Origin of the sequence: Sphingomonas hylomeconis (assembly GCF_025370105.1) — a bacterium.
Lineage (GTDB): Bacteria > Pseudomonadota > Alphaproteobacteria > Sphingomonadales > Sphingomonadaceae > Sphingomonas > Sphingomonas hylomeconis.
Genome location: NZ_JANQBK010000011.1, coordinates 92832 through 117206 on the forward strand (window position 1 = coordinate 92832; position 24375 = coordinate 117206).

General features: G+C 67.0%; 17 protein-coding genes. 6 read left to right on the plus strand and 11 right to left on the minus strand.

Annotation, left to right across the window (positions count from 1 at the left end; all coding sequences use genetic code 11):
* Positions 1 to 24 precede the first annotated feature (24 nt).
* The 4 genes from NV401_RS13280 to NV401_RS13295 all read left to right on the plus strand — a co-directional run bounded on the left by NV401_RS13280 (position 25) and on the right by NV401_RS13295 (position 8475).
* Positions 25 to 1050, plus strand: coding sequence for a LacI family DNA-binding transcriptional regulator (locus tag NV401_RS13280; RefSeq protein WP_261294916.1), 1026 nt, complete (start codon positions 25 to 27; stop codon positions 1048 to 1050).
* Complete coding sequence (locus NV401_RS13285) at positions 1047 to 4013, plus strand: TonB-dependent receptor (protein WP_261294917.1); 2967 nt, start codon at positions 1047 to 1049, stop codon at positions 4011 to 4013. Before NV401_RS13280 ends, NV401_RS13285 begins: the two co-directional genes overlap by 4 nt.
* A 62-nt stretch (positions 4014 to 4075) precedes the next feature.
* Positions 4076 to 5485, plus strand: a complete 1410-nt coding sequence (locus NV401_RS13290; RefSeq protein ID WP_261294918.1) for a glucoamylase family protein — start codon at positions 4076 to 4078, stop codon at positions 5483 to 5485.
* Entirely contained in the window at positions 5485 to 8475 is a 2991-nt protein-coding gene (locus NV401_RS13295) for a discoidin domain-containing protein (protein ID WP_261294919.1), read from the plus strand. The genes NV401_RS13290 and NV401_RS13295 overlap by 1 nt, the downstream gene beginning before the upstream one ends.
* A gap of 12 nt (positions 8476 to 8487) precedes the next feature.
* Here NV401_RS13295 and NV401_RS13300 read toward each other — a convergent pair whose 3' ends face one another.
* Positions 8488 to 9963 carry a DUF4403 family protein gene (locus tag NV401_RS13300; RefSeq protein WP_261294920.1) on the minus strand — a complete coding sequence of 492 codons (1476 nt, stop codon included), beginning with the start codon at positions 9961 to 9963 and terminating at the stop codon, positions 8488 to 8490.
* A 149-nt stretch (positions 9964 to 10112) separates the two neighbouring features.
* On the opposite strand from NV401_RS13300, the gene NV401_RS13305 reads away from it, so the two are divergent.
* Both NV401_RS13305 and NV401_RS13310 read left to right on the plus strand, forming a co-directional pair.
* Positions 10113 to 11159 carry an SDR family oxidoreductase gene (locus NV401_RS13305; protein ID WP_261294921.1) on the plus strand — a complete coding sequence of 349 codons (1047 nt, stop codon included), beginning with the start codon at positions 10113 to 10115 and terminating at the stop codon, positions 11157 to 11159.
* A complete protein-coding gene (locus NV401_RS13310; RefSeq protein ID WP_261294922.1) occupies positions 11156 to 12133 on the plus strand; it encodes an SDR family oxidoreductase in 978 nt (325 codons plus the stop codon). Before NV401_RS13305 ends, NV401_RS13310 begins: the two co-directional genes overlap by 4 nt.
* 3 nt (positions 12134 to 12136) lie before the next feature.
* Here NV401_RS13310 and NV401_RS13315 read toward each other — a convergent pair whose 3' ends face one another.
* The 10 genes from NV401_RS13315 to NV401_RS13360 form a co-directional block, all read right to left on the minus strand.
* On the minus strand, positions 12137 to 12967 hold the full coding sequence (locus tag NV401_RS13315; protein ID WP_261294923.1) for an exonuclease domain-containing protein: 831 nt from the start codon (positions 12965 to 12967) through the stop codon (positions 12137 to 12139).
* Between the two features lie 46 nt (positions 12968 to 13013).
* Complete coding sequence (locus NV401_RS13320; RefSeq protein WP_261294924.1) at positions 13014 to 14210, minus strand: DUF2252 domain-containing protein; 1197 nt, start codon at positions 14208 to 14210, stop codon at positions 13014 to 13016.
* A 95-nt stretch (positions 14211 to 14305) separates the two neighbouring features.
* Positions 14306 to 15415, minus strand: a complete 1110-nt coding sequence (locus tag NV401_RS13325; protein ID WP_261294925.1) for a hypothetical protein — start codon at positions 15413 to 15415, stop codon at positions 14306 to 14308.
* Positions 15412 to 16554, minus strand: a complete 1143-nt coding sequence (locus NV401_RS13330) for a DSD1 family PLP-dependent enzyme (RefSeq protein WP_261294926.1) — start codon at positions 16552 to 16554, stop codon at positions 15412 to 15414. The genes NV401_RS13325 and NV401_RS13330 overlap by 4 nt, the downstream gene beginning before the upstream one ends.
* Positions 16554 to 17807: a D-arabinono-1,4-lactone oxidase gene (locus NV401_RS13335; protein WP_261294927.1), complete on the minus strand. Its 1254-nt coding sequence runs from the start codon at positions 17805 to 17807 to the stop codon at positions 16554 to 16556. The genes NV401_RS13330 and NV401_RS13335 overlap by 1 nt, the downstream gene beginning before the upstream one ends.
* Entirely contained in the window at positions 17804 to 18958 is a 1155-nt protein-coding gene (locus NV401_RS13340; protein ID WP_261294928.1) for an SO2930 family diheme c-type cytochrome, read from the minus strand. Before NV401_RS13340 ends, NV401_RS13335 begins: the two co-directional genes overlap by 4 nt.
* Before the next feature lie 155 nt (positions 18959 to 19113).
* Positions 19114 to 20346: a parallel beta-helix domain-containing protein gene (locus NV401_RS13345; protein WP_261294929.1), complete on the minus strand. Its 1233-nt coding sequence runs from the start codon at positions 20344 to 20346 to the stop codon at positions 19114 to 19116.
* Positions 20347 to 20355: 9 nt separating this feature from the next.
* A complete protein-coding gene (locus tag NV401_RS13350) occupies positions 20356 to 22770 on the minus strand; it encodes a TonB-dependent receptor (protein ID WP_261294930.1) in 2415 nt (804 codons plus the stop codon).
* A gap of 163 nt (positions 22771 to 22933) precedes the next feature.
* Complete coding sequence (locus NV401_RS13355) at positions 22934 to 23185, minus strand: hypothetical protein (protein WP_261294931.1); 252 nt, start codon at positions 23183 to 23185, stop codon at positions 22934 to 22936.
* Positions 23186 to 23215: 30 nt separating this feature from the next.
* Positions 23216 to 24343, minus strand: coding sequence for a TIGR03032 family protein (locus NV401_RS13360; RefSeq protein ID WP_261294932.1), 1128 nt, complete (start codon positions 24341 to 24343; stop codon positions 23216 to 23218).
* Between the last annotated feature and the right edge of the window lie 32 nt (positions 24344 to 24375).

Here is a 24375-nt window from a genome sequence, read left to right on the forward strand (position 1 = left end):
CCACAGTGAGGATGACGACAGGGAATGCCGCACGCCACGATCCGAGACGTCGCCCGCGAAGCCGCGGTGTCGGTGGCGACGGTGTCGCGCGTGCTCAACGGCCATGACAATGTCCGCCCTGCGCTCCGCGTGCGCGTGCAGAACGTCGCGACGCGGCTCGGCTATGTGCCGCATGCCGGCGCACGCAACCTGAGCCTGGCCCGCGCCGGCGCGATCGGCGTGGTGCTGCCCGATCTGCACGGCGAGTTCTTTTCCGAATTGCTGCGCGGCATCGATCACGAAGCCTCGTCGCGCGACCTGCAGCTGCTGCTCACCGTGATGCACGATCGCCCCGGGCGCGGCATCGACGTGCTGCAGACGATGCGCGGCCGCGTCGACGGGCTGGTGCTGATGGCGCCGCATATCGCGCAGGACGTGCTGCTCGCCCATCTCCCGGCCAGCCTGCCCACGCTGCTGCTCAATTGCGGCCCCAATGACGGCGACCATGCTGCGCTCAAGGTCGACAATCATGCCGGCGCTGCGGTGATGATCGAGCATCTCGTGGCGATCGGGCGCCGCCGGATCGTGCACATTACCGGGCCGGACAACAATATCGACGCGCGCGAACGCCGCGAAGGCGTCGAGGCTGCGGCGGCCCGCGCCGGCCTGACCGTCAGGATCATGCCCGGCGACTTCCTGCAGGAAACCGGCGTCGCCGCCGCTACGGCGCTGCTCGCCGATCTGGATCAGGTCGACGCGATCTTCGCCGCCAACGACATGATGGCGATCGGCGCGCTGATGACGTTGAAGCGCGCGGGCGTCGCCGTGCCGGAGCAGGTCGCCGTCGCCGGGTTCGACGACATTCCGCTCGCCCAGCTCATCTCACCGTCGCTGACGACGCTGCGGATCGACACCGCCGCGTTCGGGGCACGCGCCGTCGCCCGGCTCGCCGATCTCGTCGCCGGGACCACCAATCGCACGATCGAGCCGGTCACGCCCGCGCTCGTGACCCGAGAAACCACCGCACCAAGCCTCAACAAGGGGCACCACAAAGGGGAACACACGACATGATCAGGAACTTCAAACTGGCGCTCGCCGGCGCCACCATGCTGGCATCGGGCGCCATCGCCATCGCGCCCGCCGCCGCGCAAACCACCACCGCGTCGGCACGCGGCCAGGTGCGCGATGCAAGCGGCGCCGGTGTCGGCGGCGTTACCGTCTCTGCCGTCAATGCTGGCACCAACCAGACGCTACGTACGGAAACCGACGCGACGGGCAGCTTCACGCTGAACGGCCTGCGTCCGGCACAATATACCGTCACCGCGACAGCCGCCGATGGCCGCACGGTCAATCAAAAAGTGATCGTCGCGATCGGCCAGGCGCTGACTCTCAATCTCGTCCTCGGCGAGTCAGAAGCTGCGGCATCGTCCGAACCCGACGTGGATACCGGCGATGATATCGTCGTTACCGCCAATCGTCTGATCGAAACCAAGACCAGCGAGATCGCCACCAATGTGTCGCAGCAGCAGTTGCGCACGCTGCCGCAGACCGATCGCAACTTCCTGAGCTTTGCCGCACTGGCTCCCGGCGTGCGCTACAATGACAGCGAAACGGACAAGGGTATCCAGTCGGGCGCCTCGACCGCCAGCCAGGTCAACGTGTTCATCGACGGCGTCAGCCTGAAGAACAAGCTGCGCGAGGGCGGCATCGCCGGTCAGCAGAACAGCCGCGGCAATCCGTTCGGGCAGCTTGCGGTCCAGGAATTCCGCGTGCTGACGCAGAATTACAAGGCGGAATACGAGCAGGCTGGCTCTGCGATCATCACCGCAGTGACCAAGTCCGGCACAAACCAATTCCATGGCGAGGTCTTCGGCCAATATACTGACCGCGGTCTTTCCGAGAAGAGCTTCCTCGATCGCAGCAACAATCGCGCGAAGCCGGCGTTCGAGCGCAAGCAATATGGAATCGCGCTCGGCGGTCCGATCATCAAGGACAAGTTGTTCTTTTTCGCCACCTATGAAGGCAACGATCAAGACCGCGCCTTCGTGGTCGATTCGACCGGCTCGGTTGACAATATCGCGGCGTTCGAGCGTGCGTCGGGGCGGCGGCTGGCCGACTTCGAAGGTAATTTCGTCAGTCCGTTCCGTGGCGATTTCTATTTCGGCAAGCTTACCTTTACGCCGGACGAAAGGCAGACGTTCGACCTGTCGTATAGCCGCCGTGAAGAAACCGACATTCAGGGCTTCGGCGGCAACGTCTCCTACGAATTCGCAGAAAACAAGATCAACGTCGTCGATACGTATCTTGCGAAATGGACCTATCGCGGGGATAATTTCGTCAACGAGGTAAACCTCAATTACCTCAACTATCTGAACAATCCAACGTCGCTCAATCCGGACAGCCCGACCTATAATTACGACACGGTCATCTTGTTCGGTGGACGCGAGGCGACGCGGCGCGAGCAACAGCAGAGTTACACGCTGCGCGACGACTTCAGCTATACGGGGTTCGACGGGCACTCGATCAAGGTTGGCGCCCGAGTTGAAATCACCGATATCGAGTTCGGCAACCTGGCCTATGTGCAGCCGAGCTTCGTGTTTCGTATCGATACGGTCGAAAACCCCAACACGAATCTGGCGAACGATACCGATTTCTCCTTCCCGGCCGAGGCACGGCTCGGGCTTGGCAATGGTACGGTGCGGGGATCGAACACGCAGCTAGGCTTCTATGTCCAGGACGACTGGGACGTGACCGACAAGTTGCAGCTCAATCTCGGCCTGCGCTGGGATTACGAGACCAACGGCAACAATAACGAATTCCGCACCGGCGACACCGCCGCCGCGGCGCTTCGTGCCCTGCCCAAGACGGCCTATTTCGACCCTGAGGATTACATTAGCACGGGCAAGAACCGCAAACCGTTCGCTGGGGCGTTCGCGCCGCGCGTCGGCTTCTCGTTCGACGTCAACGATGACGAGCAGACCGTTATCTTCGGCGGATTCGGGCGCTATTACGACCGCAACAACTTCAACAACACAATCGATGAGCAGTCGCGCACGATCAACCCGATCGGTGTATTCCGCTTCTCGCGCGACGGGCAGCCGCGCAATGGCCTCGCCACCACCGTGTGGAACCCAAGCTACCTGACGCGCGAAGGCCTGCTCGCGCTGCGCGCCAGTTCGACCAGCGGCTTGCCGGAATTGTTCGCGGTCAAGAATAATACCAAACCGCCGGTCAACGATCAGGTCAGCCTCGGCGTGCGTCAGCAGGTCGGCCCGGTACAGGTTTCGGTCACGGGTTCGTACCAGCGTGGGCGCAACGGCTATACGAACTTGTTCGCGACCCGCCAGAACGGCGGCGAGGGCCCATGCTGCAACACCGCGCCGCTTGCGCCGTTCGGCTATGCCAATGCGTTGATCGGCTATGACGGGCTCGATACCCGCTACAAGGCGCTGTTCGTAACCGTCGACAAACCGTACAATCAGTCCAGCGGCTGGGGCGTCAACCTCGCCTACACGCTCTCCAAGGGCGAGCAGAATGGCGGCGACCTGTTCAGCCTCGATGCGCCAACGCCTGACCAATATGGCTGGCGCCCGCGCAACGGCGACGAACGGCATCGTGTCGTGTTCTCGGGCATCGTAGATTTGCCGGCAGGCTTCCAGTTCTCGACGCTCAGCACCTTCGGCAGCGGCCAGGCGTTCCGCCTGACCGACGGCACCAACGGAGCAACGTCGGGGCAGAATACCTTTAGCGGTCGCTACCCCAACAAGAATTGCATCGGCGGCGTGTTTGCCTTCTGCGAGGTCAACCTGACCTTGAAGAACACCGTGCATATCCTGGGCGGCGACGCTGAAGTTGCGGTCGATCTGCTCAACGCGTTCAACAACAAGAACTTTTCGGGCTTCGACGATTTCTTCAACAACCAGATCAATCCCGAGACCGGGCGGGTCGTCGATACGCTCGACCCGGCCGATATCGGCCGTGATCTGCTCACGCTGCCACGGCGCATCCAGTTCCGCGTCGGCTATCGCTTCTGATCTCCCCCTGGCCGGAGCGGCGCCTGGCGTCGCTCCGGCTTCTTTTTGAACTCGAGTTTGCTTTGATCGATCGACGCACGTTCCTCGGCACCGCCGGCCTCGCCGCCGCCGGTATCGCCACCCCCGCCCTGGCCGCCCCCCGCGTCGCCCGTCGTTCCGCCGCCGAGCGGTTGATCGACGATATCCAGCACCGCAGCTTCCGCTACTTCTGGGAAACCGCCGATCCGATCACCGGGCTGGTGCCGGATCGCTGGCCCACCCCCTCCTTCGCCTCGATCGCCGCGGTCGGCTTCGCGCTCACGCTCTATCCGGTCGGCGTCGAACATGGCTGGATCAGCCGTGCCGCGGCGCGCACGCGCACGCGGGCCACGCTGCGCTTCTTCGCCGGCGCGCCGCAAGGGCCCGCCGCCAGCGGCACCAGCGGCCATAAGGGGCTGTTCTACCATTTCCTCGACGCCAAGACCGGGCACCGCTTCGGCCGCACCGAGCTCTCGACGGTCGATACCGCGCTGCTGCTCGGCGGGATCCTGTTCGCGCAGAGCTGGTATGATGGCGATCACCCCGACGAGCGCCGCATCCGCGACCTCGCCGAGCAGATCTACCGCGCGGTCGACTGGACCTTCGCGGTGCGCAACGCGCCGTTCCTGTCGATGGGCTGGCATCCCGAGACCGGCTTCATCCCGTCCGACTGGAATATCTATAACGAAGGCATGCTGCTCTACGTGCTGGGTCTCGGCTCGCCGACGCACGCGCTGCCCGAGGGTACGTGGCAGGCCTGGTCGGCACGGTTCGAGCCGAGCTGGACGACGCAGGGCGGCAAGCCGCATTTGCACTTCGCGCCGCTGTTCGGCCACCAGTACAGCCAGATGTGGATCGATTTCCGCGGCATCCGCGATCCCTATATCGCCGCCAAGGGGCTGGATTATTTCGAGAACAGCCGCCGCGCGACCTATGCGCAGCGCAGCTATGCGATCGCCAACAAGGGCGGGTGGCGCGGCTATGGTGCCGATTGCTGGGGGCTCACCGCCTGCGACGGCCCGGGCGATTTCACGCGCACGATCGGCGGCCGGCAACGCGACTTCTTCTCCTATTCCGCGCGCGGCCCCGGCGATCGCGACGACGGCACGATCGCGCCGACCGCCGCGTTGGGCTCGATCGCCTTTGCGCCCGAGATCGTCGTGCCGACGATCTCGGCGATGCATCGCCGCTACGGCCGCGGCATCTACGGCCAATACGGCTTCCTCGACTCGTTCAACCCGACGCTGACCGATCCTGCCGCACCGCTCAAACATGGCAGGATCGTGCCCGGCATCGGCTGGGTCGATGGCGACTATCTCGGCATCGATCAGGGCCCGATCGTCGGCGGGATCGAGAATTACCGCACCGGCATGATCTGGCGCACGATGCGCCGCAACCCGCATATCCGTCGCGGGCTGCTGCGCGCCGGCTTTACCGGCGGCTGGCTGGCGTGATGCTTGTCCTTCCGATTGCCCTGGCGTTGGCCGCGCCGGCGCCGGACTGGCGCGCCTCCGCCTCGGACGGGGTGACCGCGCGCGTCGCGGCGACGGCGGAGGGGTTGCGGCTCGAGTACGACTTCGCCGCGGTGTCCGGCTATGCCGTCGCGCGGCGCGATCTGCCGCGCGATTGGCCGGCGAACTTCGTGCTGCGGCTGAAAGTACGCGGCAGCGGCGCGGTCAACGATCTGCAGATCAAGTTCACCGATGCCGAGGGCAAGAACGTCTGGTGGGTGCAGCGGCGCAATTTCCGCCCCTCGGCCGCCTGGCAGACGATCGAGATCCGCCCGCGCGACATTGCCTTCGCCTGGGGCCCGAACGCGGACAAGACGCTGCGCCGCACCGCCGCGATGGAGATCGTGCTGGTGCGCGGTCGCGATGGCGGCGCGGGCCAGCTCGAGATCGCCGAGCCGGTCTTCACGCCCCTGCCCCCGCCCGCGCCGCTCCCGCCGCCCCGCGCCAGCGATGGCCGCGCGCTCGATGCGCCGCGCACGATCGCCGGCCCGCTGACGATCGACTTTGGCGGCCCGCGCGAACTCGGCGGCGTGATGCTGCGCTGGGGGCAGCGCTTCGCACCGCGCTACACGATCGCCGAGTCCGATGATGGCCGCCGCTGGCGCACCGTGCGCACCGTCACCGCGGGCGATGGCGGCGAGGATCCGCTCGCCTTGCCAGAACTCGAAACGCGCTACCTGCGGCTCACCGCCCCGGGCCGCCCGGCCTTGGCCAGCATCGCCGTCATGCCGCCGGCCTGGGGCGCCACCCCCAATGCGATGATCGGCGCGCTGGCAAAGACGGCGCCGCGCGGCACCTATCCGCGCGGCTTCACCGAACAATCCTATTGGACGCTCGTCGCCAGCGATGGCGGCGCGGTCTCCGGGCTGATCGGCGAGGATGGCGCGATCGAGGTCGCCAAGGGCGGCTTCTCGCTCGAGCCGTTCGTTGTCGCCGACGGCAAGCGCTTATCCTGGGCCGACGTCACGCCCGAACAGACGCTGCGCGACGGCTATCTGCCGATCCCACGGGTGCACTGGTCGGGCGACGGCTGGACGCTCGATACCACGCTGGTCGCCGACCAGTCCGCCCCGCGCCTGCTCGCCCGCTGGCGGCTGACCAATACCGGCGACCGTCCGCGCAGCCTGCGCCTGGCGCTCGGCGTCCGCCCGTTCCAGGTCAATCCGGCGGCGCAATTCCTCAGCCAGCAAGGCGGGGTTAGCCCGATCTCGCGCATCGCCTGGGCCGATGGCAGGCTCGCCGTGACCACGCTGCCCGCGATCGCGGGCGATCCATCGGTCACGCGCACGCTCTATCCGCTTGCCGCGCCAGGCCGGGTCGCCACCCGCGCCTTCGATCAGGGCGCGCTCGTCCCCGCCGATGGCGGCGCACTGATGGTCGACGATCCCGTGCAGCTCGCCGCTGCCACGCTCGACTGGCAGGCGACGCTCGCGCCCGGCGAGACGCTCGACATACCGATCGCGATCGGCGCGCCCGCGTCGGATCGCGCCGCCTTCGCCGCCGCCGAACAGGCCACGGCCGGCTATTGGCAGCGCAGGCTGGGCGCGGTGACGATCACCGCCCCGCCCGCCAAACAGGCCGTCGCCGACACGCTGAAGACCGCGCTCGCGCATATCCTGATGAGCCGCGAGGGGCCCGCGCTCAAGCCCGGCACGCGCTCCTACGATCGCAGCTGGATCCGCGATGGCGCGATGATGGGCGATACCCTGCTGCGGCTCGGCCAGCCCGCGCCGGTGCGCGCCTTTGCCGACTGGTATGCCACCAAGCTGTTCGCCAACGGCAAGGTGCCGTGCTGCGTCGATGCGCGCGGCCCGGATCCGGTGCCGGAGAATGACAGCCAGGGCGAATATATCCACCTCGTCACGCAGCTCTATCGCTACACCGGCGATCGCGCCGCGCTGGCGCGCGCCTGGCCCGGGCTCGATGCCGCGCGCCGCTATATGGAGGCGCAGCGCCAGTCGGAGCGCAATGCCGCCAACCTGGCGCCGGCACGCCGCCACCTGTACGGCCTGATGCCCCCCTCGATCAGCCACGAAGGCTATTCAGCCGAGGCGCAATACAGTTTGTGGGACGATTTCTGGGCGCTGACGGGTTACAAGGATGCGGCCTTTGCCGCCGCCGTCCTGGGCAAGCCGGAACGCGCCACGATCGCGGCGCAGCGCGATGAATTCGCCGCCGATATCCACGCCGCGATCGCCGCCTCGGTCAAGCGCTTCGGCATCGATTTCATTCCCGGTGCGACCAGCCTCGGCGATTTCGATGCGACCTCGACGACCATGGCGCTCGATCCCGCCGACGAGGGCGCGCGCCTCGATCCCGAGCTGCTCGGCAACACCTTCGCCCGGCAATATGATCGCGTGATGGCGCGCACCGCGCCGGGCGCCGCCTGGGCCGACTATACGCCGTACGAACTGCGCAACGTCTCCGCGCTGGTCCGGCTCGGCCAGCCCGGACGGGCGAACGATCTGCTCGATGCCTATATGGCCGATCGCCGGCCCGCGGCGTGGAACGGCTGGGCCGAAGTGGTCGGGCGAGATCCGCGCGAGATCCGCTTCATCGGCGATATGCCGCACGCTTGGGTCGCCTCGGACTTCATCCGCGCCGCGCTCGATCTGTTCGCCTATGTCCGCCCCGGGGAGGACGCGATCGTGCTCGCCGGCGGGCTCGATGCCAGCTGGCTGGCGGGCAAGGGCGCGGCGATCGAGGGGCTGCGCACGCCTTACGGCCGCGTCTCGCTAGCCGCGCGCGCACAGGATGGCGCGCTGATCGTGGATCTGTCGGGCGACGCGCGCCCACCCGGCGGGTTCATTATCGACTGGCCGTTTGCCGGCACGCCCGGCACCGCGTTGGTCGACGGGGTGCGCCGGCGACCGAGCGGCAAGCAATTGCGCCTGCCCGCCGGTGCCGCGCAGATCGTCTGGCGGCCGGCCTGACGATCGGCCCGGTCAGCGCCCCGGCGCGAAGCGGATATTGGCGGTACCCGTCACCTGCACGGGCAGAAACAGCCCCTGCCCCGTCACCTTGATGGGCCCGTTGCGCACATCGGTGATATCCGCCGACAGCACGAAATCGCCTTCGCGGTGGCCGGCCACGGCGCGCCGCGCGGCGATCAGCACCTTGTTGTAATCGCGCGCGAAATCGTGGGTCAGCGCGTCGCGGATATTGGCCTGCACGACGGTGTCGTCGAACAGCGTGATCAGCAGGTTCACCGCAGTGGAATCGCTGCGCCCGGCGATCTTGACGTCGCGCGCGCGTACCACCTTCGAATTCGCCGCGTTGAACGGCAGCGCCGATAGCCAGATCTCGCCCTTGGTCGCCGGCAGCAGCCCGTTGCGCGCCTTTACCCTGGTCTGCACGCCGACCGCGATATGGCCATGCTCGGTGGCATAGATCGTCACCTTGCCGAATTCGGCATCGACCGGCCCCACCCCTGTCAGCGTGATGCCCTTGGCGGCCAGCTTGCGCAGCGCGCGCTGCACCACCGGCTCCAGCTGTGCATAATCCGCCAGCACGGGAATGAAGAAGCGCAAGCCCCGCGGCCCGATCCTGCCCGCGGGCGGCGGCAGCGCGGTGGGCGTCGGATCCGCCGGGCGATCGCCGACGAACGTCTCGGTCAGCGCCTCGGCGGCGAGCTGCAGCTCGATCCGCCCGCCCGCGATACGATAGCCGCCAAAGCCTAGCCGCCGCGGCGTCAGGCGCATCCATGCCGGCGGGCGGTCGCGGTTGAGCTGGATCGAGGTGAAGGCCTGCCGCCAGATGCCGGCCAGTTCGTCGCGCGCGCGCAGCTTGGCCAGTTCGCGCGGCAGGTCGCGCTCCAGCCCGGCGATCACGCCTTTCAGCTTCTCATCGGCCTTGTCCGCAAACCGGATCCGCGCGCCGAGAAAGTCGATCCCCGGCGGCTCGGTCCAGTCATAGGCGATGTCGACCTTGGCGACCGGCGCCCAGCGCCCGTCGACCGACAATTTGGCCGTCGCACGCACCAATGCGGCGCCGGTCGCGGTCTCGCGGCCGATAATGCCGCCCACGTCGCGCGCGCTGATCTCCGCCTTGACCGGCAGCGCGATGGTCAAGGTGTCGCCGCTGCCCCCCAGCCGCATCCGCCCGCGGGTCACCCGCCCGACGATGCGGCAGCCAAGCGTCGGCGTCACCTTCACTGCCCGGCCGAACAGCTTGACCCGCTTGCCCGGCACGCAACGCGGCTCGGCCTTGTCGATGCGCCACAATTCGGTCGGCGTGCGCGCGTTGAACTGCTGCTCCAAGGCGGCCAGCGATGCCGAAACCGGGACGACGATGGTCGAGGATTGCTGCGGGAGCACGGCCGGCGTCTCGATCCGGGGCGGCGCGGGATTGCCCTTGTCGCGGCTGCACGCCGCCACCGCCAAGGCCAACAGAAGCAGCGGGAGAGCGCGGGCGGCAAGCATGATGCCGGTGTAACGCGCATTGCCGCGGTTCGCTTCCTGGATTGTGCACCGCGCCCGCGAAAATCCGCAAGTATCGATAAAATTGCGACAAAGCATGGCGAATATCGCCGCCTTGCGCGTTGTGCCGTCGTTCTGAAGTGAAGGAGTGTATGCGTGAAACCGACCGTAACGAGCCGGGCGGCCTGATGGCCGTCGACTTGAAACCGCTTGCCGATCAGGTGCTGCTGATCACCGGTGCCAGCTCGGGTATCGGCCTCGTCACCGCGCGTGCCGCGGCGCGCAAGGGCGCCAGCGTGATGCTCGTCGCACGCGGCGAAGGCGCGCTGCGCGACGCCGCCGAAGCATTGCAGCGCGACGGGCTGAACGCCGCCTATGCGGTGGCCGACGTGTGCTCGATCGATGCGCTGCGCGCCGCCGCCGCTGCTACGGTCGCGCGCTTCGGGCGGATCGATACCTGGGTCAATTGCGCCGGCGTCGCGCTCTACGCCAAGCTGGTCGATACGCCGGAGGACGAGCACCAGCAGCTCTTCCAGACCAACTATTTCGGCATGGTGCACGGCTCGCTGGTCGCGGTCGAGCAGCTCCGCCAGGGCGGCGGTGCGCTGGTCACCGTGGGCTCGATCGCCGGTGACATCCCCTCCCCGATCATGGGCGCCTATGCCGCGTCGAAACATGCCGTGAAGGGCTATACCGAGGCGCTGCGGATCGAGATCAACGCCGCCCGGCTGCCGATCTCGGTCACGCTGATCAAGCCGTCGGGCACCGACACGCCGATCGCCGCGCATGCCGCCAATCACGTCGATGGCGAGGCGCAGATCCCGCCACCGATCTATGCGCCCGAACTGGTCGCAGACGCGATCCTCGATGCGGCGGTGCGCCCGCAACTGGCGATCACGGTTGGCGGGATGGGCCGGCTGCAGGTGCTGCTCGGCCAGCATTTCCCCGGCCTGCTCGCGCGCTTCGGTGGCGCGATGATCCCGATCCTGTCCGATCCGAAACAGCCCAAGACGACTGCCTCGAATCTCTCGGCCCCGTTCAGGGATGGCGAGGAGACGTCGCGCAACCAGCCCGGCCGTGCCGTCAGCGTCTATGCCATCGCGCGCCAGCCAGCCACGAAGGTCGCGCTTGCCGCGCTGCTCGGCCTCGGCGCCGCCGCGCTCGCCGTCCGCCATCAGTCCAAGGGAGAAGCCGAATGACCGATTCCACCAGCCGCCGCGATGTCCTGAAGGGCAGCGCGATCGCCGGCGCCGGCCTCGCCGCCGCCCCTGCCCTCGCTCAAGGAGCCCGTCCGATGATGACCGATCCGCAATCCAAATACCCCACCGAACCGTTCAAGGAACAGCCGCAGAAATGGCCTGCCCTGCAGCGCGACATGAAGCCCGTCCCTGATTGCGGCGAGGCAAGCTACCGCGGCTCGGGCAAATTGCAGGGCATGAAGGCGCTGGTCACCGGCGGTGATTCGGGCATCGGCCGGGCGGCGGTGATCGCCTTTTCGCGCGAAGGCGCCGATGTCGCGATCAACTACTATCCGACCGAGGAGCCCGATGCGCAGGATGTCGCCAAGCTGCTGCGCGGCGAGGGCCGCAAGGTGGTGCTGATCCCGGGCGATCTGACCGATGAGAAGTTCTGCGAGCAATTGATCGCAAGGGCTGCCAAGCAGCTGGGCGGGCTCGACATTCTCGTCAACAACGCGGCCTATCAGCAGTCCAAGGCGTCGATCGCCGAGATCAGCTCCGAACAGTTCGATCGGACGATGAAGACCAATGTTTATGCCACCTTCTGGCTCAGCAAGGCGGCCGCGCCGCTGATGAAGCCGGGCGCATCGATCATCAACACCGCCTCGGTCAACTCGTTCAACCCGGGCGAGGAACTGCTCGATTACGCCACCACCAAGGGCGCAATCGAAATCTTCACCAAGGGGCTGGCCAAGCAGCTCGCCAAGAAGGGCATTCGCGTCAACGCGGTGGCGCCGGGCCCGGTGTGGACGCCGCTGCAGGTTGCCGGCGGCCAACTGCCCGGCAAGCTGGGCGAGTTCGGCCAGGATACGCCGCTCGGCCGCGCCGGCCAGCCGGCCGAACTGGGCTCGCTCTACGTCACGCTGGCCGATCCGGGCACCAGCTTCACCACCGGCAGCGTGTTCGGCGCCAATGGCGGCACCGGCTCGGTCTAAGAACTAGTCCAGCGCGGCGAGCAGCGCGGCTTCGGTCAGGATCCGGGCCGTGCCGCTCGCCTGCGCCTTCTGCCATTGCGGGTCGATCGCCACCGTCCGTGGATCGGCCGCGCCGGCGATCACCAGTAGCGTGGTGGTGGTGCCGACGGCGGTCATGATCCGCCCGCCGAGCGCCGCCAGCCGATGCGCCAGCGCGCCGTCGCGCGGCTCGCCCACGATCACAATTCGCTCGCCCGCCAGCGGCCCGCTCCGCGCCGCGCGCGGCGCCGGCGCGGCCTTGCGCGGCGGGGCGAGCCAGTCCGCCAGTGACAGGCCGGTATGGTCGATCGCCTTGACCACCACCCAGCCCGCTGCCCGCGCGTCGCTGAGCGCATCGTGATGGCGATGGGTGATGCCGAGATAGCGTGCCAGCCCGCCCAGCTTATGGTTGGGCAGATCGGGCCAGGCGCGCTTGGCGACGCGGACGCTGTCCAGCCATGTCGTCTCGATCGCCGGACGATCATGAACCCGGCACGCCGCCGCCAGCGCGCCCTTGTCGAAATGCGAATGCGCCACGGTCGTGCGCCCGGCGAGATGCCGGTCGATCACGCCGTGCACGTCGGCGAAGCAGGGCTGCCCGACGACATGGTGCGCGGCGATGCCGTGGATCTGCGTGTTGAAGAAATGGAAGTCGTCGCGCGGGTCGAGCAATGTCTCATAGGCGAAGATCTCGCGCCCGCCGGCAAAGCCGACGATCCCGACCTGGCAGATGCTGCTGGCGCGCGCGCACGCCGTCTCGACGTCGATCACGACGAAATCGGGCAGCGGGTCGGTCGGCATGGCAGCATCGGGCATCAACCGTCCTTAGACGATCGACGCGCGATTGCACGACGCCAGTGCGTCAGGCCGCCCGCGCCAGCGCATAGCGCCGGCAATGTTCGAGATAGCCCGCCTCATGGCTCGCGGTGAGATCGACGACACTGTCCCACAGCCAGCTCGGCGCGTCGATATCGGCGCCATGCCGCCGCCCGATCGCCGTCAGCCATGTCGCCCGGCCCGCCGCGTCCATCTGCCGCGCATGCGCGACACCGACGACATAGGCCAGATAGCGTGCCGCGCGCGTCGCCTCGGCGCGCGAGAATTGATCGATCTCCAGCTTGAGATCCTGCGGCAGCAATTCGCGCAATACCATTGATTTGCCCAGCAATTGCGTTGCCAGCATGCGCGCACCAAGGTTCGGCGCCAGCGCCTGCGCGCCGGCCACCACGCGCTCGGCGGGATCGGCCGGCATGGCCCTGGGGCGCGATGACGGCGCGATCGCGGCGACCGCTTCCTTGAGGTCGATCAGCGCATATTCGGCCGGGTCCTTCTTGCTGCCGCCGATTGCCACCAGCACGGCGAAGCGCAGATTGCCGAGTGAGCTGCAGCCCTTTTTCCAATAGGCGGCATCGACCAGCCGGACGCGATCGTCGGCATCGCGGTTGCTCAGCGACAGGATCATCGACGTCACCGCCGGCTGCTCGAACAAAGCATCGACTGCGGCGCGTTCCTCATCCTCCAGTGCCCAGAATTTCTTGCCTAGCGTCAGTTTGGGCTCGACGTCGGACAGGCGCTCGTCGGCTAGGTGACGCCAGCGCCGGCCCAGCGCGCGCCGTCGCACGGCGCGCACGACATTGGGTTCGGGTGCCTGCGTGCCGTCATGATCGGCCATCGCCAGGCTATAACCCTCCACCATCTGCTCGATCATCCGCGCGGTGGTGACGCCAGGCAAATCGGAGCCGCGCGCCGCGGTGGCCAGCGACAGGCCGAGCCGGATCAGGTCGTGCGCCGGATTGCCGATGACGCTCTGATCGAGATCGCGGATCTGCACGTCGACGCGGCCGGCGGGATCGGCGACCGGTCCGAGATTGCCGAGATGGCAATCGCCGCAGATCCAGATCGCCGGCCCGTCGGGAAGTCGCTTGGCCGAGCGCGACTGATCGAGCCATTCGTAGAACTTGCCGGTATTGCCGCGGACATAGGCGTGGGTCGAGCGCGCCATCTTCAACGCGCGGCTCTGCTCGAGCTCGGCGCGGCGCGCTTGGTTGATCCGGTTCATTGCCACTCCATTGCCAGAACGTTGCGGGGTAACGCATCGCGGCCGGAAACGGCCCTTGCCCGGCGGAGTCTTTTGCTGCGCTGCGAAATTCGCCGTCAGCGGGCGGCGCGGGTCGATCCGGCCCCCAACAGCGCGGCGACCCCCACGCCGAGGCAGGCTGCGCCGAACCACGCCACCGGTGCGACGTTGCCGTCCTCGACCAGCCCGCTGGCCAGCAACGGCCCGAGGCTCGATCCGACCAGTTGCGCACCGCCGATCAGCAGTGCGGCGCGGCGCCCGGGATCGGCAGCGATCACCAGCGGCACCTGGAACGGCAGCGCGAACAGCCACAGGAAGCCGAACGCAGCACTGGCGGCAATGAACAGCGACGGCGGCCCCGCCACCATGGCGACGAGCAGGGCGAGATTGACCATGCCGACCGCCACGAGCGTGGCGCGTGGCGGCAACCGCCCGGCGAGCAGCGTCGCCGCCCCCGCCCCCAGCACCTGCATCGCCAGCGACAGCGGCGCGATGAGGTGGACCTGCGCGATCGGCACGCCGCGCTGCAACGCCAGCGGCTCGACATAGACCCACAGCGCGACGATGAAGGCGAGGTAGAGCAGGACGCCGAGCAGCGCGATCAGCCCGCGGCGTGGCGGCATCTGGCTCGCGCCCTCACTGACCGTGGTCGCATAGCCATCGGGCATCCACGGTACCACCGCGGCAGCTGCCACCGTCACCACGCCGAGCGCGGTGAACCCGCCCAGGCTGCCGGCGGCGTACAGGCCGATCACGCTGGCCAGCGCGAATTGCGCCAGCGTCTGCAGCGCGAGATAGATGCCCGACCAGCGGTCCGGCCGCGTGGTGCGGACGATGAAGCCGATCGCGATCCAGATCAGCACCCCCTCGCCCAACCCGGCGGCAACACGCAGGGCAAACATCGCGCTGCCCGAGACATGCGGGGTGGCGAGGTCGACCGCCCCGGTAGCGATCGCGGCGATCGCGGCGATCGCGCGCAGCCGCCCGGCCGGCAGCACGAATCCGGCGGCGCCGGCGGCGATGCCCATCGCCAGCAGTTCCGCCGTGGCGAGGCCGCCCAGGGCCGCTGCGGAAAGCTTGCCCTCCAGCGCCAGCGCGCCAAGCAATTGCGGCTGCAGACCCGGGATCAGCACGCCGATGATGCCCACCACCAATACGGCCGTGACCTGCGATGCGCGCAGGCTCAACGTGCCCGCCCGCGCGCGCTGACCGGCCAGATCTCCACCAGCGTGCCGTCGCGCACGACATGATAATGATCGTACAAATTCACCGTCGGGTCGCAGTGCGGCACCGTCAGGCTGACCGGATCGCCGGGCTTGAGCGTCCGGCCGATATCGGGCGCGACGAGCGCGGCATGTTCGTCGCCCATGAAGATGAACATCGTCTCGGGCGCGGCGCCGCTGCGCACCTGCGCCGCGCCGCCATCGGTCGACAGTGATTTGAACCCGGCATCGATCGTCACCAGCGCATCGTGATTGGCGCTGACCACGCGGGCATCCACCGCCAGCGACGGGTCGAACGGCACGCGGCCGTCGCCGGTCAGATCGCAATCGAGATATTGCTTGTCCATGAAGACATAGGATCCGGCCTGCAGCTCGGTAAACAGGCCGAGCTCGAGATCGATATGGTGCGTGCCGGTGCCCGATCCGGTGACGATCTCGGGCGCGAAGCCGGCGGCAACCAACGCGTCGATCACGCTTTGCAGATAGGCGGTGCGCTCGACGATCGCGGCGTGGCGCGCGGCATATTCCTCGACATGCTGCTGCATCCCGCAATAATATTGCACGCCGCGCAAGGTGATATTGTCGGCGACGGCGATCGCCTCGGCCAGTTCGACCGCCGCCTCGGGCGAGGCCACGCCAGTGCGGCGGATGCCGGGATCGACATCGATCACCACGTCGAGCGTCGTGTCGGCCTCGGCCAGCGCATGCTGCAGCCGCGCGACGACGCCGGGATTATCGACCGCCGCCATCAGCCCGCTGCTCCGCCCGGCGAGCGCGGCGAGCCGCGTCACCGCCGCCGGCGCCGCCACTGGCGAGGTGATCAGCAGCCCGGTTATGCCGCCATCGGCGAACACTTCCGCCTCGCCGATCTTGGCGCAGCACAGGCCGACCGCACCGGCGGCGATCTGGCGCCGCGCGATATCGACGCTCTTGTGCGTCTTGCCGTGCGGGCGCAGCGCCACGCCGCGCGCGGCGACCAGCGCCTGCATCGCGGCGATGTTGCGCTCCAGCTGATCGAGATCGACCACCAGCACCGGCGTGTTGAGCGCGGCGCGCGAGCCCTGCTGGCCGATCAGGTGGGCGTGCAGTTCGAGATCGTCCATCAGGAAAACAGCTCCGCGAGGTGGGGATTGAGGAACTTGCCCGTCGGATCCGCCGCGCGGCGGACCGCGCGGTAGCGCTCGGCCATCGGGTACAAAGCATCGACCGCGTCGCGGGTCAGCGTGTGCCGCTTGGCCCAGTGCGGGCGTCCCCCGGCGGCGCGGAAGATCGCTTCCGCCTCGGCAAAGGTCTTGCGCCACGGCATCTTGGCATATTGATGCATCGAAATCGCCGCCACCGGCCCGGCATTCATCGGGCTCATCCAGATATCGTCCGGCGCCACGACACGGAACTCGAACGGGAAGGAGACCGGCAGCCGCTTGCGGCGGATCCAGCCGACCACCTCCTCGAGCGTGTCGAGACCGACCGCGCGCGGCATCTCATATTCCATCTCTTCGAAGCGGATCGTGCGATCGGACGGGAAGATCGCATGCGCCGGCCCGCGGCGGCGGCCGTTCATCTCGCTCTTCATCATCATCCGCTGCAGCGTCGGCACGAGCGGTGGGATCAGCGCACCGATATTGAGCAGGCGGCGGAACGTCGCTTCCTCCATGTCGGTGGTGGAGGGCGGCGGATCGCACGGATCGGTGATGTCGAGCGTCTTCAGGATCACGCTGTCGGCATGCGGGAAAAACCAGAATTCGACATGCCGCTGCTGGCTGACCATCTCGTCATAGCGTTCGCGGATTTCGCCCCACGGCTTCTTCTCGATCCGCTCCGAGAGATGGAATGCCGGCACGACCTCGGCGACGATCTCCGTCGCCACGCCGAACAGGCCGAGCGACAACCGCTGCGCCTGGAACAGGTCGGGATTGGTCTCGGCATCGCACCAGATCGCCGTGCCGTCCGCGCCGATCAGGCGAAAGCCGCGCGCGAACGTCGCCAGGTTGCCGAGATCGTGCCCCGTGCCATGCGTGCCGGTGGCCATTGCGCCGGCCAGCGACTGCGGGTTGACGTCGCCCTGGTTGGCCAGCGCCAGCCCGGCATCGAACAAGGCAGCGGTCAGCTTCTTGATGCTCCACCCCGCCGGGATCCGCGCGGTGCGACGATCCGGCGCCACGGTCAGCGTGCCTGCCATGTCCTCCAGGCTGACGATCACACCGTCCGTGTCGCACAGCGGCATGAACGAATGGCCCGCGCCGACCGCGCGCACCGTGCCCGCGCTGCGGATCACCGCGGCCAGCGCGTCCTCGTTGGTCGGCCGCACGACCGGCGCGCTCGTCCGCACGCTGCCGGACCAGTTGGACCAGCTCATTGCGACGCCAACTTGGTGCCGTCATCCTCGTCGCACGCGCCCTTCAGCGTCGTGATGTAGCGTATCACCAGATCGAGACCTTCCTTGTGCGTGAGATTGCGGCCGAGCTCGGGCATCATCACCCCGGGATCGGTGCTCGCCAGCCGATAGGGCAGGATCGAGCGATCGGGCTGGCCCGGCACGACATCGAACGGGCGATCGCCGGTGCCGCGCCCGGCGGCGACCGGCGGCTTGCACATGCCGAGCACGCGCGGATCGACCGTCTTGGCGTCGAGCCACAGCCCGGAGGTGCGCGCCGCCCCCTCCTGATTGTGGCAATGGCTGCAATTGATATCGAGATAGGAGCGCGCCTCCGCCGCGGTGCCAGCCGCGTCGTCGTGCCAGGCGGCGTTGCGCGGTGCGCCCTGCCCCGGCAGGCCGGTCAGATAGCCCGACGCCACCAGCCGCCGCAGCTGATTGATCTCGCCGCCCTCGCCCGGAAAGTCGCGGTTGAGATGGCGTGCCTTCAATCCGATCGGATTGATCGCGCGCGTGCGGTAGTCCTGCGCATGGCAGCCGGCGCACTGGTTCTGGTTGGGCACGGTATAGTTGAACGCGTCGCGCCGCGCGCCGTCGACCAACGTCAGCGGCAGGTCCGCACCGGTGCGCTCCAGCGTCGCATCGCTGCCCTCGGCATTCCACACATAGGGCAGGGCCACCCAGCCGCTCGCCCGCTTCACCAGCAGCCGCGTCTCGATCAGCCGGACATGGCGAAGATCCAGGCCGGCGACGCCGGTCTGGTAGCTGGCCGGCGTCACCTTCAGCACCTCGCCGCTGGTCTGCGGCACGCCAGCGCTCGCCGGCGTGGAATAATAGAAGGTCTTGGTGACGATCGTGCCGACCGGAAAGTCGAACCATTTGTCCGCATCGTATTTGGCCGCGACGCCCTTGGGCATCCACACCGTCCGCCATTTCTGCGCATAATCGCTGAACAACGGCGCGTTGAGCTCATAGGTGACCATGCCTGGGTGCGGCGCAAGCCGGCCATCGGCAACCGTGAACAGGCCCCAATCGGAGAGTTTCGCCGGATTGTCCTGCGGGTGGAAGGTGACGTCGCGCGGGGTGCCGGTGCAGGCCGTGAGGAGCAGGCCGACCATGGCGGCAAGCAGCAACCATCTGTACCGGCTTACCACCCCGGCGAACGCCGGGGCCCAGTCGCGAAGGCTCGCGTAACGACGTGCAGCAGCCCTTACCGACCGTTCCGCCACTGGGCCCCGGCGTCCGCCGGGTTGGTAGGCGTGGGGAGGATACGCAAACAGGAAACGTGTCACGATTTGCCGCTGTCCTTCGTCATCGCCGCGGGCAGCACGATCTCCTTGAGCCGGGTCGCCGGCGCGCAGTTCGCCGTCGTGTCGATCCGCGGCTTGGCGAACTTGCCCGGCCCATCCACGTTGAGCAGCTTCGCCGCGCCGTTCTGCACGCAGATTCCGGGGCTCTTCAGCTTGGGATTGGTAAAGCCGTCCCACAGCACGTCGGGCAGGCGCCCGCCGCCCAGCGCCTTCAGCGGCGTGAAGCGCCCGCCGGGCTCGTCGCCGCCGCCCGAGAAGCGGTTGCCGGTGACGTAGATATTCTCCGGATACGGATCATAGGCTTCGGCGATGCCCTTCTTGGTGTCGAAGCCGGTCGAATAATAGCTCGAGATGATGACGTTGGCGGTCTTGTTGTCCTTCAGGTCATTGTCGAAGATCTCGACCTCGTCGTTCGAATTGACGATCACGCCCGACCCCGGCGGCACGGAGCTCACCGCGCTGCCCTTGGCGCCGAAATTGGCATGGTTATTGGCGGTGACGGTGTTGCGGTAAACGCGCGTCTTGCTGCCCGGCACCGGCAGATTGGGCATGTTGAAGACCAGGATTCCGCCGGTATTGCCGGTCGTTGTGTTGCCATAGACGTCGGCGTTGCTCGAATTCTCGATCTCGATTCCCGCGACATTGCCCTCGGCACGATTGTCGCGCACGATGATGTTGCTCGATTGCCCGACATAGATGCCGGCATCCGACGCGCCCTTGACCACCGTCCCCTCGATCAGCACGTTGGTCACCTGCACGGGATAGAGGCCGTAGGCGCCGTTGCTGGTCTTGGGCCCACCGGTCCATTCGGCGCGCACGCGGCGCATCACCGCATTCTTGGTGCCGTTGATCTTGAGCGCGTCGCCCTTGCTGTCCTCGATCGCCAGATCCTGGAGCGTGAAATCGTCGCCCGTGACGAGCATGCCCTCGGCGCCGGACGTCGCCTTGGCGAAGGACAGGATCGTCTTGTCCATCCCCGCGCCCTTCACGGTGACGCCGTTGGCGGTCAGGCTCAGGCTGCGGCTCAGCGCATATTTGCCGGCCGGAATGTCGATCACGCTGCCCGGCTTGGCGTCCAGCAGCTGCGCTTGCAGGTTCTTCTCGAACTCGGGGTCGATCACGAACCCCTGCGCATCGGTCTTCGGCCCGCCGCAGCCGGCAAGCAGTGCGAGCGTGGCGGCACAGGTCAGTGTGGCAAGTATCTTGCGCATCTCTCTCTCCTAGAAACGAAAACCAAGTTCGACGCCGTAGAATCCCGGCCGCTCCGCGCGCACGTACGGCGTCTGGAAGATATCGGCCGAGATCGTGTTGAGCGTGCGGTAATAGCGTTTGTTGAGCAGGTTCTCGGCATAGGCCGCGATCGACACCTGATCGCCCGGTGAGCGCCAGCCGATCCTAGCGTTGACGATATTGCGCGCCGAGCGCAGCCGATCGAGCTTAGAGAAATCGACGAACGGCGCGATTGCCGCATCGGTGAAACGCGTCGCGTCGTTGATGCGCTGCTTGGTCGTGTAGCTGTAGCTGGCATCGGCGAAGATGCTGCCCGTGCCGATCTCGTGCTTGTAATGGCCGCTCGCCACGCCGCGGAACTTGGGCTCGCCGGTCGGCTGGCCGGAAATGTCGATCCCCTGCTCGATACGCGTGACCCATTTCGATTCGATCGCCCCGGCGGTCAGCCCTAAGGTCAGATCGGACGAAACGACGAACTGCGTCTCGAGATCGATGCCGTACGCCTCGGAATCACCCGAACGCGTGATATATTGTGGCAACGTGCCGCCGGTATCCTCCAGGCTGATCGACTGCCGGTTCTTGTACTTGAAATAATAGCCCGAGGCGTTGAACCGCACCCGCCGGTTGAGCAGCTCGGATTTGAACCCGCCCTCGAAATTCCACACATTTTCCGGCGCGAAGAACGAGTTGATCTCGGTCGAATTGAACCCGCCCGCCTTGTAGCCGCGTGAGGCGGAGGCATAGAGATGCGTATCGTCGTTCAGGTCATATTGGATCACGAAGCGCGGCGAGACGTCCTTGAACGTCTCCCGCCGGGTGAACGGCACATTCTCCAGCGCGCCGACATCGAAGATCAGCCCGTTGGGGCCGATGATGAAATCCTGCCGCAGGAAATCGCCGACGCTGATCGGCGCATCCGCAGGAAAGGCATCGACGCCGATGATCGCGTTATACAATCCGCCCGGCGCGACGATCGCGTCGAGCCCAGGCGAACTGAACCCACCATTGGTCCAGGTAAACACCTTGCGATCGTGCGTGTAGCGGATCCCCGCAGTCAGGCTCAGCCGGTCGGTGACCTTGTAGGTCGCGTCGCCGAACAGGGCATAGGAATCGTTTGCCGCACGGTTGTTCATATCCTCGCGGAACGTCTGGCCGAACACCGGCAGCCCGCCGAACGCATTCAGGATCGTGAACACGGGGAAATCGGCCACCTCGCCCAGCAGGCGATCGACCGAATCGCTGAGCAACGTCGCGGCGCTGGTCTGCCGCCCGCGCTCGTGGAAATAACTCGCGCCGGCGATCGCGCTCAGCCGATCGTTGTCGAAGCCGACGCGCAGTTCCTGATAGGCGCTGCTGTTGCGCTCGATATTCTCGGTATCGAAATAGCGCGTCGGATCGGCCGTGCCGTCCTCGTCCTCGCGGTTATGCGTCTCGAAATGCTTGAACGAACTGATGCTGGTGAAGGTCAGCGGGCCGGTCGAATGCGTCGCGGTGAACGACACCGCGTTCAGGATGCGCGTCTCCTTGTCGTCGATCACGTCGTTGGCATAGGGCCCGCGCGGATCGTTGCTCAGCGCGGCATCGCTGATGCCGATCGCGAACGGGCCATCCTTGCTGGTATCGTCATGATCGTAAGCGAGCACGAAATCGGTCGCGTCGCTCGGTGCCCAGCGCAGCGCCGCGCGGCCCGATTTGTTGTTTTCGCGCTCGCGCCGCTGGCCGGTCAGCGCATCCCTGAGATAGCCGTCGCGATAATTGGCAACGCCGTTGAGCCGCAGATACAGCGTGTCGGTCAGCGGCAGGTTGACCGTCGCGTCGGCGCGGATTTTTTTGTAATTGCCGGCCTGGATCGTGCCGCTCAGCGAGCGCGTATCGCTTGGCTTGTTGGTGATGATCGAGATCGCCCCGCCCGACGTGTTGCGCCCGAACAGCGTGCCCTGCGGTCCTTTCAGCACTTCGACGCGCGCGATATCGTTGAAGAAGATCAGCGACGATCCCGATCGTCCCGAATAGATATTGTCGACGAAGATGCCGACCGAGGGATCGGTGCCGATGCCGAAATCGTCGGTCTGCACGCCGCGGATCGTGAAGCTCGGCTGCGTCACCGACGTATCGTTGATCGTCAGCCCCGGCGTGAAGGTATCGAGATCGCCGATCGTCTCCGCGCTGAGCGCTGCGATGCTGGCGGCGTTGAACGTGGTGACGCTGATCGGCACCTGCTGCAGCGATTGCTCGCGGCGCTGCGCGGTGACGATGATGTCGTCGAGCTGGCCCGCATCGGGCACGGTATCGGCGGTGCCCGGCGCGCCGGCCTGCGCCGCGTCTGGCGCCGCCCCCTGCGCGCCCGCCGGCATGATCCACAGCGCGCCGGCCCCCGCCAGCAATATCGCGTGATATTTCGTCATTCTCATGCTCCCCACACGGTAACGATGCGGGGAAGCTATCACGGAATATAGTGGGCGCTATCTTTTTATTATGGGTTCGATCGGTCGGCGGTCGCGCCGTCCGCGAAGCGCAATTCTTCCCATCGGTGCGCTCACGCAACCGTGCGCGTTGCCCCGGTCTGAACTAGGACTCGACCAGTTCGGCAATCTCGAAGCGATGGCTGCGCCAGCCGCGCTGGCGCGCCGCCTCGCCCAGTGCGTTGCGCTTCTTCTTCGCCTCGGCAAGCGATTTGGTATGGCCCCAGAACACCTCGACCTTGCCACTGTCGAGCTCGGCGACGATCCGCCAGTAATGCGTGAATTCGGCTGCAGTCGGGCCGATCGTCTTCACATAGCCATCCGGCAGCGTCGCGGTAAGATAGCGCTTCCTGGCCACCTCAGCGTGGCTGACCGGCGGGTCGGCGGATCATGCCGCGAGCGGCGCGATCGTCGCGTCGAACGTGATGGTCGAGCGGATCTCCATCGTGTCCGGGCCGATCGACATCGGGCACACCACGTTGGGCATCGCCGCTACGTCGAACAATTCGGTGATATGCCCCTCGAGCCGAACCCATTCAACGATATCGCCCGAGGCGAGATTGACGATCAGGATGCCGCACCACGGCTCGGCGTCGCGCGCCTTCAGCGCATCGTCCAGCGCCAGACCGGCGAACGTGCCGTTGCGCGGCTTCGATACGGTGACCAGCGCATGGCCGTTGTGAATCGACATGCCGCGCAGGAACCCCGGGCAGAAAGCGATGTCGCTGCGCGCGCCGCTCGCCGGATCGACGCGCACGATCTGCCCGCGCCCCGAATCCAGCACGATGATGCTGTCGCCATGGACGCGCGGGCTGTGCGGCATCGACAATTGGTCGGTCACCACGCGGTCGGTCTCAACTTCGATCAGCACGCCGCCCTCGTGCCGCCGCTCGCGCCAGCCGGTGACGATGTCGCTGCGGCTGACCGCGGTCACGTAGCGCGGCTTGCCCTGATCCATCGCCATGCCGTTGAGATGGCAGCGATCTTCCGGGGCGAGCTTGGAGATATAGGCCGGCTTCCAGATCGGACGGAAGCTGTGGTTGAGATCCAGCGTCGCAAGACAGCTATATTTGGTGTTGACGAAGATGACCCGGCCCGCGGCGTCCGTGCCGACCTCATGCACGTCGACATCGCCGGTCGTCTGCGCGTTGCGCGGCACCAGCACCATGTCGAAATGCTGATTGCCCAGCTGCCCCGGGCGCAACATGTTCTCCAGCCGCCAGATCTGGTGCAGGGATCCAAGATAGAGCCGCCCGGGCTGGTAGCACACGCCCATCGCGCGGGTAAAATTCTGCTGGTTGAACGAGACGGTGCCGTTCGGCGTCACGCCGACCAGGAACAACTGCCCGGTCTGGTAGGAGGTGAAGGCGAAGCTCGTACGGTTGGCGCGCAGCCAATCGGCAAAGCCGCGCGAGACCGTCAGGCTGGTCGCCGGCTGCTTGGCGGTGGGCGGCGCGACGGGCGCCTCGCCCGTCGGCTTGTCGGTCGCCGCCGTTGCGGTGGGCACCTTGCTCATCATCCAGTCCACTTCATTGCCGCTGCAGGGTG